The organism is Salinimicrobium catena (assembly GCF_900102915.1).
Taxonomy (GTDB): Bacteria; Bacteroidota; Bacteroidia; order Flavobacteriales; family Flavobacteriaceae; genus Salinimicrobium; species Salinimicrobium catena.
Genome location: NZ_FNGG01000001.1, coordinates 982,986 through 998,296, shown reverse-complemented (window position 1 = coordinate 998,296; position 15,311 = coordinate 982,986). Strand labels below are relative to the sequence as shown.

Genomic DNA, 15,311 nt, shown 5'->3' with positions numbered 1-15,311 from the left:
TACTACTTTTGACCCCGTTGCGGTTGTAGTTAAACCGATGCTGATTACCTACAAGTTCTTGATCCCTTCGAGTCATTGTAGTCTACTGTTGGGTTATACTAGACCTTTCTACCTCTAAGATTTTGGATCAATTAAAAGTAGTCCCGATAGATCAATTACCTTCTCCACCAATCCTGATCCCGAAGGAATCATAAATTTCTAAATCTCCCGAATAGAAATAGCTCCGACCCCGAAGGGGTCGTACTTACATACATTTTCACAGTCAGGTTCATTAAGCCTCTTTTAGCGGGTTAATGAAAAAGAGAACAGAACCGTAAACGGAGAACAGAAAACCGTTAGACCAGTTCAGCTTCAAAAAGGGCAGAAAAGTGCTTCTTTATTTTCTCTTTCACCTCGTCGACCGGGACTTCTTTCACCCCGAGTTCAACGTTGAGAGAAGTAACCGCTTTGCCTTCTATTCCGCAGGGGATGATGTTGTCAAAATAACCAAGATCGGCGTTTACGTTAAAAGCAAAACCGTGCATGGTGACCCAGCGGCTGGCACGAACACCCATAGCACAGATCTTTCGGGCAAAAGGAGTACCCACGTCCAGCCATACTCCGGTCTCGCCTTCACTCCTTCCGGCTTCCACGCCATATTCTTTAAGAGTAAGAATGATTGTTTCCTCGAGTAACCTCAGGTATTTATGTATATCGGTAAAGAAATTCTCGAGGTCCAGGATGGGGTAACCCACAATTTGTCCTGGGCCATGATAAGTGATATCCCCTCCCCTGTTTATCTTATAAAAGGTGGCGTTCTTCTCCTTCAGCTGGTCCTCATTGACCAGTAAATTTTTAATGTCCCCGCTTTTTCCGAGGGTATAGACATGTGGGTGCTCTACAAAGAGCAGGTGGTTCTTTGTTTCTTCGGAAGTATTTTCCCTTCGGTTCCTGATCTTCTGGTCAAGGATCTCCTGAAACAGTTGCTGCTGGTGGTCCCAAACCTCTTTATAATCTCTCCGGCCCAACTCCCGGAATTCAATTTTCTTATTCAATCCTTCTGCATTTTCAGTTTCTACTTCCTGTTCAGAATAATAAGCGCTGCCAGCACTCCCGGAATCCAGCCCAGCAGAGTCAGTATCAGTACGATCAATACAGAACCGCACCCTCTGTCAATGACAGCCAGGGGCGGAAACAAGATCGATAGTAAGACTCTCCAGAGGCTCATAAATACTCCTCAAAGATACGATTTCCTACAGATTAGAAGAGCTTAAAAAACAATTGATTGATTAGCCATTAGTCTGTATCTTTGCCAGTCGAAATTTGAAACAAAGATCAATGCATTTATCTGAACAGGAAATCATTCGCAGAGAGAAACTGGAATCTCTTCGCAAGCTCAATATAAATCCCTACCCGGCAGCACTTTTTCCGGTAGATCATACCACTTCTGAAATTAGGGAAAGCTTTGAAGAAGGCAAAAAAGTGGTCATAGCAGGTCGCCTTATGTCCAGAAGAATACAGGGGAAAGCTTCATTTGCTGAAATTCAGGATTCGAAAGGAAGGATCCAGGTCTATTTCAATCGTGATGAGATCTGCCATGGGGAAGATAAAAGCAAGTATAACGACATCTATAAAAAACTTCTTGACATTGGAGATTTTATAGGAATAGAAGGGGAACTGTTCAAGACCAAAGTTGGGGAAATGACCGTGATGGTGAAAGATTTCCAACTCTTGAGCAAATCTTTGAAACCCCTTCCTCTCCCAAAAACCGACAAAGAGGGAAAGACCTTTGACGAGTTCAATGATCCTGAACTTCGTTATCGTCAGCGTTATGCCGACCTTGTGGTGAATCCAAAGGTGAAGGAGATCTTTGTAAAGCGTACAAAGCTTTTCAATGCCATGCGGAATTTCTTTAACGACAAAGGGTATTTTGAAGTGGAAACACCTATTCTGCAATCTATTCCCGGAGGAGCGGCTGCGAGACCTTTCATCACTCATCACAACGCCCTTGATATTCCACTATACTTAAGGATAGCGAACGAGCTTTACCTGAAAAGACTGATCGTAGGTGGGTTTGACGGAGTGTATGAATTCTCCAAGAACTTCAGGAACGAAGGGATGGACCGTACTCACAATCCGGAGTTCACCGCGATGGAGATCTACGTGGCTTACAAGGATTACAACTGGATGATGAAGTTCACAGAAAACCTGTTAGAGCATTGTGCTGTGGCAGTGAACGGAACCACCAAAGCGACCTTCGGAAAAGACGAGATCGATTTTAAAGCGCCCTATGCCCGCATCACCATGACCGATGCCATTAAAAAGTACACCGGCTTTGACATCACCGGAAAGTCGGAAAAAGAACTTTTCGAGGCCGCAAAGAACATGGGGATCGATGTTGATGACACCATGGGGAAAGGAAAGCTCATCGACGAGATCTTTGGTGAGAAATGTGAAGGCAACTTTATACAGCCGACTTTCATCACAGATTACCCAAAAGAAATGAGTCCGCTGTGTAAGGAACACAGGGAGCACCCTGAACTTACCGAGCGTTTCGAGTTAATGGTCTGCGGAAAAGAGATCGCCAACGCCTATTCAGAGCTTAACGATCCTATTGACCAGCGAGAGCGTTTTGAAGAGCAGCTTGAACTATCTGAAAAAGGTGATGATGAAGCCATGTTCATTGACCATGATTTCCTAAGAGCCCTTGAATATGGAATGCCTCCTACCTCTGGTCTTGGAATTGGAATGGACCGCCTGATCATGTTCCTCACCAACAAGCAATCCATTCAGGAAGTGCTTTTCTTCCCGCAAATGAAGCCGGAGAAGAAAGCCGCGGTTCCAAAACCGGAAGATTTCATGAAGATCGGTGTTCCGCAGGATTGGATCGACACGGTGATGCATGAATTTGGCAGTGTGGCCAAACTAAAGGAACTTAAAGCCACTCAGGTTCACCAGAAATTGAACGGCCTTAGAAAAAAACACAAGTTACCTATTGCTGCCCTTCAGTTGGAAGAGGTGGAACAATGGTTTGACTAGAAAGCATAAATTGAAGTGTAATGAAAAGCCACGGCTGCAAATGAGCAACCGTGGCTTTTTATTTTAACTTTATTTTAAACCTTCTGCAGAAAAGGCAGTCAAAAAAGTGCATATTGCAACTCCTTTTAATTTAGCCAATTGCGGCGTTGCCCTATTGGGATTAATTGGATCGAATCATTAACCTAAAATAAACCTGAATGAACACCCGATTACTAACTCGGCTGCTCCTTGTTTTTTTCTCTTTTTCTTTGGCGAGCTGTGCCGTATTTCAGCCGGAAAAAGGAAAAACAGCAGCCGCTGAAAAACCTGCAGAAAAAGACAAGAACGGCATCAAACCTTACAACAAGGTGATCACCAAAGATGCAAAGACTGACAAAGGACTGTTTACCGTGCATCAAATAGATGAAGATTACTATTACGAGATCCCCGATAGCCTTTTTAACCGGGAGATGCTAATGGTTACCCGCATCGCTCAGACAGCCTCAGGCATTGGTTTTGGTGGCGGAAAACAGAACGAACAGGTTCTACGTTGGGAAAAGAAGAACAACGATGTACTTCTACGAGTGGTTTCTCATGATGTGTACGCTGCCGATTCCCTGCCTATTCATGAAGCCGTAAGAAATTCGAATTTTGAGCCCATCCTTTTTTCCTTTGACATCGCCGCTTATCACAAAGATTCTGTGAACAACGCGACTGTGATCAAGGTGACCGATCTTTTCAAAAAAGATGTGCAGGCTATCGGGTTTCCGGAAAGGAACCGCAAAGAATACAAGATCACCCGTCTTGACGACAGCAGGTCTTATATTGACACCATCCGAAGTTATCCTGAAAACATCGAAGTGCGTCACGTAAAGACCTATAACGCCGGAGAACCGCCCTCAAATTCAAGTACCGCTTCCATTTCAGTAAAAATGAGCAACTCAATGATCCTGCTCCCGAAAGTCCCTATGGAAAGAAGATACTTTGATGAGCGTGTAGGTTGGTTCACAACTGGGCAAACAGACTACGGACTGGAAGCTCAAAAAAGCGAGACCGTACGCTACCTTGACCGCTGGAGACTTGAGGTGAAGGAAGAAGATATGGAGAAATTCAAACGCGGAGAACTTGTAGAACCCAAAGAACCTATTGTTTATTACATAGATCGTGCTACTCCTAAAAAGTGGATCCCATACATAAAGCAAGGAATTGAGGACTGGCAGGTAGCTTTTGAGGCAGCCGGCTTCAAAAACGCCATTATTGCCAAAGATCCTCCTTCAAAAGAAGAAGACCCGGACTGGAGTCCGGAGGATGTAAGGTATTCTGTTGTGCGTTACCTGGCTTCCCCTATCCCGAATGCTAACGGGCCGCACGTGAGCGATCCACGTTCGGGAGAGATCCTGGAATCAGACATCAACTGGTATCATAATGTGATGACCTTATTGAGAAACTGGTTCTTTGTACAGACCGCTGCCATCAACGAAGGTGCCCGTGGCGTTGCCTTTAAGGATGAGATCATGGGCCGCCTTATCAGGTTCGTATCAGCTCATGAGGTTGGGCATACATTAGGTCTTCCGCATAACATGGGAAGCAGCGTTGCCTATCCGGTGGAATCCCTAAGGGATCCTGAGTTTACCAAAAAATATGGTACGGCACCATCTATCATGGACTATGCCCGTTTCAATTACATCGCACAGCCAGAGGATGGCGATGTTGCCTTGATGCCTAATATTGGCCCTTATGACAAATATTCGATCATGTGGGGGTACAAACCAATCCCTGAGAAATATGGAAAAGAGGAAAAAGAGATCCTTGATTCCTGGATCCTTGAAAAAGCAGGCGATCCGGTATACCGATTTGGAGGACAACAGGGGAACGTGATCGACCCGACTTCACAAACCGAAGACCTGGGAGACGATTCGGTACTTGCCAGCCAGTACGGAATAAAGAACCTCAAGAGAATTATTCCAAACCTCATCGAGTGGACTGCCGAAAAAGGCAAGGATTACGAGGATCTTGAAACCATGTATGAGCAGGTGCTTGGCCAGTACAACCGCTATATGGGACATGTGGCAGCCAATATAGGCGGGGTGATCAAGGAGACAAAGACCTATGATCAGGAAGGAGCCGTTTATTTTCACGTGACTCCGGAAAAGCAGAAAAAAGCAATGAATTTCTTACAGGATGAGTTGTTCTCTACTCCGGAATGGCTGATAGACCAGGAGATCTTTAACAAGATCGAGTTCGACGGAAATGTGGAACGAATCAGAAACACGCAGGAAAGAACCCTGAACAACCTGCTTGACTTTGGAAGAATGGCACGTCTTATCGAAAATCGTGAGATCAATGGTACTGAAGCATACGGACTTCTTGATATGATGCAGGATCTGAGGACAGGTATCTGGAGTGAATTGAGAAAAGGCAGCAGCATTGATACTTATAGAAGAAACCTTCAGCGTGCATATATTGACCGTATGGAGTATCTTATGACCCAGGAACAAAAACCTGTTCCTGCTCGCTACCGTAACTGGATCAACCAGAGCAATGTTGATGTTGCACAAAGTGACATTCGCCCTGTGGTTCGCGGAGAACTAAGCAAACTTCAGAGAGAGCTAAGAAACAGCATTGGCCGAAGCAGAGATACCATGACGAGATATCACCTGCAGGATGCTTTGGAAAGAGTGAATTTGATCCTCGATCCAAACAGTTAAACACAAATCATTGGATAAGAAAGGCCGGTTGAAAGATCAACCGGCCTTTTGTTTTTAGGAACTAAAAAAGATTAAAACATCTGAATTTCAGAAGTTTACATAGGATTAACAGAGCCGTTAAATTACTGGTAAATCTGCACCTGTATCCTACAAATTTTTTCGCTCAACCATTTCTTTTTCAGAGTTTTACCCGCAATATTTTAAAGCACAAAGTAAAAACCTAAAAAATTGAATTATGAAAAAAGTGAGCAACCTTAAAAAATTAATGCTTTATGCAGGTGTATTTTTCCTGGCGATGGGATTCTATAGTTGTAGTGATGATGACGATGGCGATGTTGTGGTAGATCCCGATCCAACAGGGGAAATCACGGTCACTAATGATGCACAGGTCATTTCACAGAACACTCTGGTGGTAGACCAGGTGACAGCCAATACAGATGTTTGGTTAGTTGCCCATCACAACGATGCTTCCGGAGAAATTTTGGGACAAACATTAGTAACTTCTGAATCTGCTACTAATGTGGAGGTGAACCTGGAGGGGACCACTTTAGAAGACGGTGATACTGTAGTATTAATGCTTCATGTAGACAACGGTTACAACATGGGTGATGGAGCCTTCAATGAAACCGATGATACACCTATAGGAGAAACAGAAACAGTTGTCGTAAATACTCCAAATTTCATGATATCTGATGCGACCGTTACAGATAACACCATCACTTTTGATAACGTAACCGTCTCCGAGACCGGATGGATCGTGGTATACAATGGAAATCCAAATGAAGAAACCTCCCAAATTGTTGGTTTCACCCAGGTAACAGGCAGCGAAGATAATGTGGTTGTTACCTTTAATGAAAATTATACCGATGGAGATCCGCTGTTTGCCAGATTACACGTGGAAGACCAGGGAGATGAGGAATTCACCTTTGAGACAGATCCAACCACAGACATCCCCGAGATCTTCGGATTTGAGGATGATGATACCATTTGGGAAGAACTTGGACTATAACATTCGAATGGAAAATTAGAGAATAGAAAGAGCCGGAAAATTCCGGCTCTTTTTTATCCTCTCCTATTAACTATCCTATCTCGGCAGTTCTCAGCCTCAAGGCGTTAGCGATCACAGAGACCGAACTGAAGCTCATGGCCAGTGCCGCGATCATCGGTGATAGCAGTATTCCGAAGAAAGGGAACAATACCCCTGCAGCAACCGGCACCCCAAGTGTGTTGTAGATCAGGGCAAAGAACAGGTTCTGTTTGATGTTCCTCATTACATTTTTACTCAGGTTCTTGGCTTTCACCACTCCGTGAAGATCTCCTTTTACGAGGGTGATCTCTGCACTTTCAATGGCAACATCGGTACCCGTACCCATGGCGATCCCAATATCGGCCTTAGCCAGGGCCGGGGCGTCGTTGATCCCGTCACCCGCCATAGCCACTTTCTTTCCTTGTTGCTGAAGCCTTTCCACCTCTCCCATTTTATCCTGCGGAAGCATCCCGGCCTTGAATCCGGTAAGATGAAGTTCTGAAGCTACTGCCGCGGCGGTCACCTCATTGTCGCCGGTCAGCATGATCACTTCAACCCCCGCATCCAACAGATCCTTGATGGCTTGTCGGCTGGTCTTCTTGATCGGGTCGGTTATGGTGAAAAAGCCTTCTATTTTTTGATCAATAGCTACATAAGACACCGTTTTCCCCAGCTCCTGTTCTTTTTTCACCTGTTGCTGAAGGGATTCAGAGATCTCAATATTTTCTTCCTGCATCAGCTTCTCATTACCAATGGCAATGTTTTTCCCTCCTGAAATTCCAGTAACTCCTTTTCCGGTTACCGCGTTAAAGTCTTCTGCTTCGGAATATTTCAGGTTCTTCTCTCTTGCAAAATTTACCGTAGCCGCAGCCAGGGGGTGCTCACTTTGTGAATTGATCGAGGCCAGCATCTGCGCCAGTTCATCTTCAGAAAATGCACCTGTAGAAACGATTTTCTCTACCGAAGGTTTCCCTTCAGTAATGGTTCCGGTCTTGTCAATGATCAAAACATCGATCTTATCCATCTGCTCCAGAGACTGCGCGTTCTTGATCAAAACTCCGCTCTGGGCGCCTTTTCCGACCCCTACCATTACAGACATCGGCGTGGCAAGACCCAGCGCACAGGGGCAGGCGATGATCAGTACGGCAATCGCATTGATGAGGGCGTACACGTAACTTGGTTCAGGTCCCCAGATGGCCCACACGACAAAGGTGATTATGGAGATCAATACCACGATAGGTACGAAATAGGCAGAGATCTTGTCTGCCAGCTTCTGGATAGGCGCCTGAGAGCGGCTGGCGTCATTGACCATCTTGATGATCTGCGCTAACAGGGTCTCATCCCCCACTTTCTCGGCCTTCATGGTGAAACTCCTGTTGCCGTTAATGGTTCCGGAGGTCACTTTATCACCCTCCTCTTTTTCAACAGGCACAGGCTCCCCTGTGATCATGGATTCATCTATGTTGGTCTGCCCCTTTTCAATGATGCCGTCTACCGGAACCTTATCGCCGGGTTTTACCCTAAGAATGTTTCCGACTTCGATCTCATCTGTATGGATCTCCCGCTCTTCCCCATTTTCTACAATAATGGCTTTGTTAGGCGCCAATTTCAGCAATTCCTTAATAGCCGAATTGGTTCTGCTGTGAGCTCTTGCTTCCAGCAGCTGCCCCAAAAGTACAAGGGTAAGGATCACCGTGGCCGCCTCGAAATAAACGTGCACGGTGCCGTGATGGGTTAAAAACTGCTCCGGAAAAAGCCCCGGAAATAACATTCCGGCGACACTAAAAAGCCAAGCTACTCCGGCTCCAATGCCGATCAGGGTGAACATGTTCAGGTTCCAGGTAAGCACCGAGCGCCAGGCCCGTTCGAAGAACATCCAGGTGGCATAGAACACCACCGGCAGGGACAATCCGAACTGCACCCAGTTCCACGCCTCCATGCTCATCCAGTCATAAATAGGATTCCCCGGAATCATTTCTCCCATGGCTATGAGAAAAATGGGCAAAGTAAAGGCCACCGCTATTTTAAACTTTTTGAGCAGCTTTTGATAAGATTTTTCTTCAGCCGTAGCTTCGGGCGCCATGGGCACCAGGTCCATGCCGCAGATGGGGCAATCTCCCGGCTCATCGCTCACGATCTCGGGATGCATGGGGCAGGTGTATTTCTGCCTTTCGGCCTTTAGGCTCACCTCTTCCACCAGGTCCATTCCGCAGACGGGGCAATCTCCGGGTTTATCATATGTCTTATCGCCCTCGCAATGCATGGGGCAGTAAAAGGTGCCCGTTCCCTTGCCTTTTGGCTTCGGGGGTTTAGGAGGAGCGGTAATGTCCTGCCCGGGAAGGTAAATATTATAAGTGCTCCCACTTTCTCTAAGGCTCTCCTGAAAAGTGGTGACAGGAATCGGCTTTTCTGAAGTTATCAGCGCTTCTCCTTTTTTGAGATCTACGGAAACTTTTTTTACACCGTTCACTGATTTCAGAGATTCCTCCACGTGCGCCTGACAGCCACTGCAGGTCATCCCCGTGACCTGGTATTTTTCCTCAGCCCCTTCAGAATGTATATGGTAACTGCCGCTATCCTTTTGCAGCGCATCTTCAAAAACCCCTATCGGAATATGTTTTTCCATCCTTATCATCGCTTCTGACATTTCAAGATCTACGGATGCGCCTTTGACTCCGTCCACCTTTTGAAGGGTTTCTTCCACGTGTGAGCGACAGCCATTGCACGTCATTCCGCTGATCTGATAGCGATGTTCCATTTCTCCTTCATGAGCAGCCTCTTGAACTTTTGACGATACTTTACTTTCAACAAGTGATCCTCCCGCTTCAGAAATGTGATAATTCCCGCCTGCTTTCTGCAGTTCCTGCTCAAAAACTTCGGCAGGAATGTGCTTTTCCATCTCAATGACCGCTTCGGCTTTTTCAATATCTACAGAAGCGGCTCTTACTCCGTCCACCTTCCGCAGAGTCTCCTCCACATGAGACCGACAGCCATTACAGGTCATGCCGCTAATCTTGTACTTATGCCTCATCAAAGAAGAGGACTCGGAAACATCTTTTTTAAGAACTGTTATTTTGTAATTCCCTCCATCCTGCTCAAGCTCCTTTTGAAGAACTTCTGTAGGAATGTGTTGTTCCATCTCGATGACAGCTTCTTCTTTTTGAAGGTCTACGGAAGCATTTTTAACCCCGGAAACCTTCTGAAGGGTATTTTCTACGTGAGAACGACAGCCGTTACAGGTCATGCCGCTTATGTGATAAGTATGTTTCATCTCTCTTACTTTAATATCCCAAAGTTCGCAGGATTTAAAGCGGAAATGTTATACAATTCTGGAAATTTGTGGTAAGATTTAGAGTTTGTCCAGAGGAATGCGTTTGATCTCCTTTACCTGCTTAAAATGGGTGGGCGTTAGCCCCGTTACTTTTTTGAACTGCTTGCTCAAATGTGAAACACTGGAATAATTGAGCTGCAGGGCGATCTCGCTTAACGAGAGCTCATCGTAGACCAGCAATTCCTTCACTTTTTCGATCTTTTGTGTGATCACGTATTGTTCAATGGTCATGCCCTGAACTTCAGAGAACAGCTTGCTTAGGGTGGAATAGTCCTGGTTGAATTTTTCTGAAAGATATTCCGAAAAAGTGATCTTCAGGGGTTCTTCGGAATAATGGATGCTTTCAAGGATACAGGTTTTCACACTTTCGATCAACCTGGTTTTGCGATCATCCAGAAGCTCAAATCCCAGCTCCCGAAAACGGGCATCCAGATCGTGCTTTTCTTCCGCAGAAAGATCGCGACTGATCTCGGCTTCTCCAAGCCGAACTGCATCTGGATGAAGTCCGAACTTTTCCAGTTCCGACTTCACCATCATGATACAGCGGTTACAAACCATATTTTTGATCGAAAGCTTCATTTACTTTACCTGAAACGGGATGGTGATCTTCTTTTTTTCCCAGGAGAAAACGATCTCACCTGACCGTTCACCCGTTTTGTTCACTTCATAAGTGAGCTGTTCCTGAACTTCTTTCAGGTTTTTTGGAGTTACCGTGAACCTCAGCACGTCTTCAGCTTCATTGTAATCATCCTTTCCATGTTGTTCCCAGCGGGAATTAAAGATCACTGTCCATTCCTCTTTTCCGGGAATCAGGAAGAAACCGTATTTGCCTGCAGGCAAAACTTTTCCGGCGATCAACAGGTCCTTATCGGTCTTCAACCACGTGGCATTATGAGCACCTGCCTGCCATACCCTGTCAAAAGCCACAAGCCCACCAAAGATGATCCGGTCCCTTACACTTGGTGCCGAATAATCTATGTGTACATGCGCTCCACCTACCATGGCCATAGCCATAGTGTGAAGGCTAAGGCTCTTTTTAGATGCTTTGGCTGGCATGGTATGACTGTCATGTCCTTTTTTATGCTCCACCTGCGCGGTAGCCGAAAAGGTCATTGCTCCAAAAAGGGCTAACAGCAAAAATGTTCTTTGTTTCATCATTTAGATATTAAAAAATCTACCGACCTGCTTTTTGGGGCCGGCAGATCATTCAATTTATTTTAAAGTGTCTTTTACGCTTCCGCACTTAAGCATCTTATCGCCATAGTACGGATTACGAACTTCTTTGGAAGCAGACAACCAGTAGGCTCCTTTTCCTTCAAAGGCCATTGGGCAGAACTGCTTGTAAACCTCTCCTGAAGAAATGGCTCCTGTAAGCATCTGCTCCATAGCCGCAGAAAGGTCCTGGAAAGCCGTTCTTTGTCCATTGATATCCTCAGCCTGGGCTATCTTTTGAACTGCGTTAAGGGCCTGCTCATTTCCTCCTGCATTTTGAAGGGCTTCGCTAAGCATGTTAGCACCGTTCTTAGCTTCTTCAGCATCGGTGTTCACTAAAGCGGTCTTGATGTGCATGTAGTGATTATAAACAGCGGCCATTTTCTGGTCCTTGAACTCCACTTCCCCCTGAGCGCCATCGTCAAGGTTACCGCTCATGGCTGTCATATCATGCTCCTCCCCTTCCATATGCATCTCATTCTGCATTGGCATAGAGGCATCATCTGCTTCTTCCTGGTTCTCTTTTTTAGCCTCTCCACAGGAGTTTAAAGTAATTGCTCCTAAAAAGGCCAGTAATAATAATCTTGCGTTTTTCATGTTCTGAGTTATTTATAGTTAAAGTTATGGATTTACTTGATTCTTTTGGTCACTTCGCCACAGGTTAACATGGCCTCCCCATAATAGGGATTTCTTACCTCTTCGGAAAGGCTCAGCCAGTCTGCACCTTTATTGGTATTGGCCATTGGGCAATGCTGCACAAAAACAGGAGTTTCGATCTCATCAAGGTTTGATGCGAAGGCGATCATATTCTTTGATAAGATGATGAAATGGTCCCGCTGGTTTTCCAGGTTATCATTTTCAGAAATAGCCTGCAGCATTTGTCTGATCTCTTTTACATGAGAGACCTCCATAGCACCCAAATTCTCTGTTTTAAGGCTATTCACTTCTTCGAGCATCTTATAAGCCCCGGCCTTGACAGCTTCCACATTGGAGTCTACAAAAGCATCTTTTAAATTAAAGTATGCGCTTAATACCGTTGTAAAATCCTTCTGAAAGGTCTCAGGCAACTTCATCTTCATCTCCTTTGGATCTGCAGGCATTCCTTCACTTGAGTTCATCATTGATTTCTTACCCTGAAGTTGTGCCGCTGCATCTACGGTGAAGGTTCCGTTCACCACAACCTCATCGCCATTTTGAAGGCCTTCAAGCACCTCATAGTTATCTCCCACGGTTCTTCCCAGCTTCACTTCCCTCATCTCAAAAACAGGTTCGGTGGGTACCGGTTTTATGTAAACCAAAGAACGTTCCCCGGTCCACAACACGGCAGACTTAGGAATGGTCACCACCTCTTCTTCGGCAGTTACTCCGGCTGTTTCTATTTCTCCCTGTACAAACATTCCTGGTTTAAAAATATTGTTCTTGTTTTCCAGATCGGCTCTTACCAGTACCGTTCTTCTGGAAGTATTGAGCACCGGATCAATAAAAGAGACTTTAGCGTTAAATTGCCTTTCCGGATACGCATTGGTGGTGATGGTAATCTCCTGGCCTTCTTTAATATTCCTGATCTGGTTCTCATAGGCGTCAAAGACTGCCCAAACGCTGTTCAAATTCGATATTTTATAGAGCGGTTGCCCCTGCTTTACATAATCCCCTTCCTGCACCAGCTTTTCGGTCACCGTACCGGCCACAGTAGCATACACTGGAAAGTTCTCACGAACACTTCCGGAGGATTCGATAGCCTCTATTTGTTTATCTGAAAGTTTCCAAAGCTTTAGTTTATTTCTCACCGCTTTGTAAAGGGCCGGTTGACTTTCCTTTAACCTGGCAGCAGTTAGCAGCTCCTGTTGGGCCGCAACCAGTTCAGGAGAATAGATGGTCGCCAGCAATTGTCCGCGGTTCACATGTTCCCCGGTGAAATTCACATTAAGCTGCTCTATCCTTCCGGCAAAATAAGCCACCTGCACGGCATTGGTCTCTTCGTTCACCTGGATCTTCCCTGAAAGTTTCAGGTTGTTCCCGGCAATTTCTCCTCCTCCAACTGTGGTGGTCTGGATATTGGCTAAAGCCAGGGCATTTTCTGTCATTTTGAACTGATCGGCGGTAAGACCTTCTGCACCTGCTTCGGCAGGGATCAGATCCATTCCGCAAATGGGACAGTCACCAGGTTCGGGTTGCATGATCTGCGGATGCATGGAGCAGGTCCACATCTGGTTAGTTTCTTCTGAATGATCATGTTCAGCTTCATTACTTCCTTCAGAAGTATTGAACAGCCAATAGCCTAGAAGCAGGCCGGCGGCAAGAATTCCTATATAAATGAGTACTTTTTTCATCTTATTGTCTATTAAGATCTAACTTTTTAATTCGTCAAATAGTTTACCAGAGCCGTTTGCTGGTAATAATTTTTCACGGCTTCTATCAATCCGGTCTGGAATTTTAGCTGCAGCTCCTGCACATCGAGAACATCATTAAAATCGATGGTTCCGGTTTCATAGCTTCTCACCAGGATCTCCTCGGCATCTTTAGCCTGCTCTATATTCCGCAAAAAGGTATTGGCAGTGATCTTCGCCGAGGCACGGTTATTGAGTGCCATTGCAAGCAAGGTCTCCAGCTTGTTCACCCTTTCTGCGCGTTGGGCTGCGATCTCCTGCTGTTTTATCTCATTTTGGCGGGACACCGACTTATATTTATTGTTGAAAATAGGGATAGAAACCGATACCATGGGCATCAAAATATCCTTTCCACTCTCGTCCACGATCATATCTGTACGCTCGGCCACTGGAATGTAATCGATCCCAAATCCGAGTTTTGGAAGCGCTTCTTTCTGGTTCAGCAATTCTGCTTCGGCAACTGATTCATACAAGCGATCAAATTTCAATAATTCCGGATGAACTTCGGCAATACTTAGATCCCGTAGTACCTCTTCCTGCGGAATGGCCATAGAGTCAACAACCATCACGTTCATATCCTCGCGACGGTTCAAAAGGTTGTTAAAATTCACTCTTTCAGCATCAAATTCCTGCTCCAAAGTCTGCTTTTGCTGTGCCAGTTCGTTCTGCCTCATTTGCAGGCGAAGCACATCTACAGCCGAAGCACTGCCCACTTCAAGAGAGTTTATTGCCAGTTCATGGTACACTTCGAGCAGCTCGATATTCTCAAGCAGCACTTCCTGTCTTTCCTGCAACGAATACAGACGATAATAGGATTGGGCTACCGAAAGGGCAAGCTTTCTTTTGGCTACCGCTATTTCAATGTACTCAGCATCGGCCATAGAAGCAGCGTAATTTTCCCGGGCTGTTATGGTTCCAAACCAGGGGATCATCTGCCTTACTGAAAAACGTGCTTTTTGAGCTCCTGTCCGGGTCTCTGGTTCACTCACAAAATACCCCGCGCTGAATTCAGTATCGGGTAAAGTGTTAACTTCATTCACCTTTTCAGAAGCCAGTTCATACCGCAGTTCAAAAGCGCTGATCTCAGGATTATTTTGCTCTGCTTCCTGAATGTAGGTCTCTAATTGTTGGGAAAGTCCATTTGCTGAAAAGAACAACCCAAGAATGATCATTAACTTAAACCTGAAGTTAGAAGTTGGAGGCTGGAAGCTGGACAAGAAATGATCTATTCTTGAACTCAATCCTCTACATTTTATTTGAACAGCTCTATTTTCCATAGTTTTTCCAGTTTTGATGAAGACGATTTATCTTCTTTCCAACGATCTCATTCTTTTCTCTCAATTGCCCATGCACCTCTTTACTCAAATAGTTACAGTCAACGGCAAAATCCAACCAGGTCTCGATTTCCCCATTGGAACCTAACGCATTCACTAATTGCTGTTTAAAAATTTGCTCATATTGTCTTTTCGACCATCCTTCAGAAATATTAGCTGCTACAGACCGTGAAGCCCGAACGATTTGAGAAGTAAGCGAAAAAGTTTCTTCTTTAGGAAATTGCCTGGTTTCACGAAAAATTTCCATTGCCAGAGCATATGATTCCTGATATATATCTAAATCTTTAAATGATTTTATCATAACATTAATTCTAT

The 15,311-nt window shown here is 45.2% G+C and carries 12 protein-coding genes; 3 read left to right on the top strand and 9 right to left on the bottom strand.

All coding sequences use genetic code 11. From position 1 onward, the window contains the following. Positions 1-335: 335 nt before the first annotated feature. The gene (gene lipB / locus BLS64_RS04595; protein ID WP_093112165.1) at positions 336-1,034 is read right to left on the bottom strand and encodes a lipoyl(octanoyl) transferase LipB; all 699 of its coding nucleotides are present in this window, start codon (positions 1,032-1,034) and stop codon (positions 336-338) included. Between the two features lie 20 nt (positions 1,035-1,054). Beyond that, the gene (locus BLS64_RS04590) at positions 1,055-1,207 is read right to left on the bottom strand and encodes a YqaE/Pmp3 family membrane protein (protein WP_093112163.1); all 153 of its coding nucleotides are present in this window, start codon (positions 1,205-1,207) and stop codon (positions 1,055-1,057) included. Positions 1,208-1,317: 110 nt separating this feature from the next. On the opposite strand from BLS64_RS04590, the gene lysS reads away from it, so the two are divergent. From lysS to BLS64_RS04575, 3 genes are all read left to right on the top strand, one after another. Beyond that, complete coding sequence (gene lysS, locus BLS64_RS04585) at positions 1,318-3,018, top strand: lysine--tRNA ligase (RefSeq protein ID WP_093112161.1); 1,701 nt, start codon at positions 1,318-1,320, stop codon at positions 3,016-3,018. Between the two features lie 197 nt (positions 3,019-3,215). After that, positions 3,216-5,705: a zinc-dependent metalloprotease gene (locus tag BLS64_RS04580; RefSeq protein WP_093112159.1), complete on the top strand. Its 2,490-nt coding sequence runs from the start codon at positions 3,216-3,218 to the stop codon at positions 5,703-5,705. 235 nt (positions 5,706-5,940) lie between these two features. Beyond that, positions 5,941-6,714, top strand: a complete 774-nt coding sequence (locus BLS64_RS04575; protein WP_093112157.1) for a DUF7282 domain-containing protein — start codon at positions 5,941-5,943, stop codon at positions 6,712-6,714. Positions 6,715-6,784: 70 nt separating this feature from the next. Here the strand turns inward: BLS64_RS04575 and BLS64_RS04570 are convergent, their stop codons facing one another. The 7 genes from BLS64_RS04570 to BLS64_RS04540 form a co-directional block, all read right to left on the bottom strand. Then, entirely contained in the window at positions 6,785-10,003 is a 3,219-nt protein-coding gene (locus BLS64_RS04570) for a heavy metal translocating P-type ATPase (RefSeq protein ID WP_093112155.1), read from the bottom strand. A gap of 78 nt (positions 10,004-10,081) precedes the next feature. Next, on the bottom strand, positions 10,082-10,642 hold the full coding sequence (locus BLS64_RS04565; RefSeq protein WP_093112153.1) for a helix-turn-helix domain-containing protein: 561 nt from the start codon (positions 10,640-10,642) through the stop codon (positions 10,082-10,084). Continuing rightward, positions 10,643-11,221 carry a DUF2911 domain-containing protein gene (locus BLS64_RS04560; protein ID WP_317039628.1) on the bottom strand — a complete coding sequence of 193 codons (579 nt, stop codon included), beginning with the start codon at positions 11,219-11,221 and terminating at the stop codon, positions 10,643-10,645. Between the two features lie 54 nt (positions 11,222-11,275). Further along, positions 11,276-11,872: a DUF3347 domain-containing protein gene (locus tag BLS64_RS04555; protein WP_093112149.1), complete on the bottom strand. Its 597-nt coding sequence runs from the start codon at positions 11,870-11,872 to the stop codon at positions 11,276-11,278. Positions 11,873-11,904: 32 nt separating this feature from the next. Next, on the bottom strand, positions 11,905-13,605 hold the full coding sequence (locus tag BLS64_RS04550; RefSeq protein ID WP_093112146.1) for an efflux RND transporter periplasmic adaptor subunit: 1,701 nt from the start codon (positions 13,603-13,605) through the stop codon (positions 11,905-11,907). A 26-nt stretch (positions 13,606-13,631) separates the two neighbouring features. Further along, positions 13,632-14,834: a TolC family protein gene (locus BLS64_RS04545; RefSeq protein ID WP_176763425.1), complete on the bottom strand. Its 1,203-nt coding sequence runs from the start codon at positions 14,832-14,834 to the stop codon at positions 13,632-13,634. 94 nt (positions 14,835-14,928) lie between these two features. Further along, complete coding sequence (locus BLS64_RS04540; protein ID WP_093112143.1) at positions 14,929-15,297, bottom strand: four helix bundle protein; 369 nt, start codon at positions 15,295-15,297, stop codon at positions 14,929-14,931. Between the last annotated feature and the right edge of the window lie 14 nt (positions 15,298-15,311).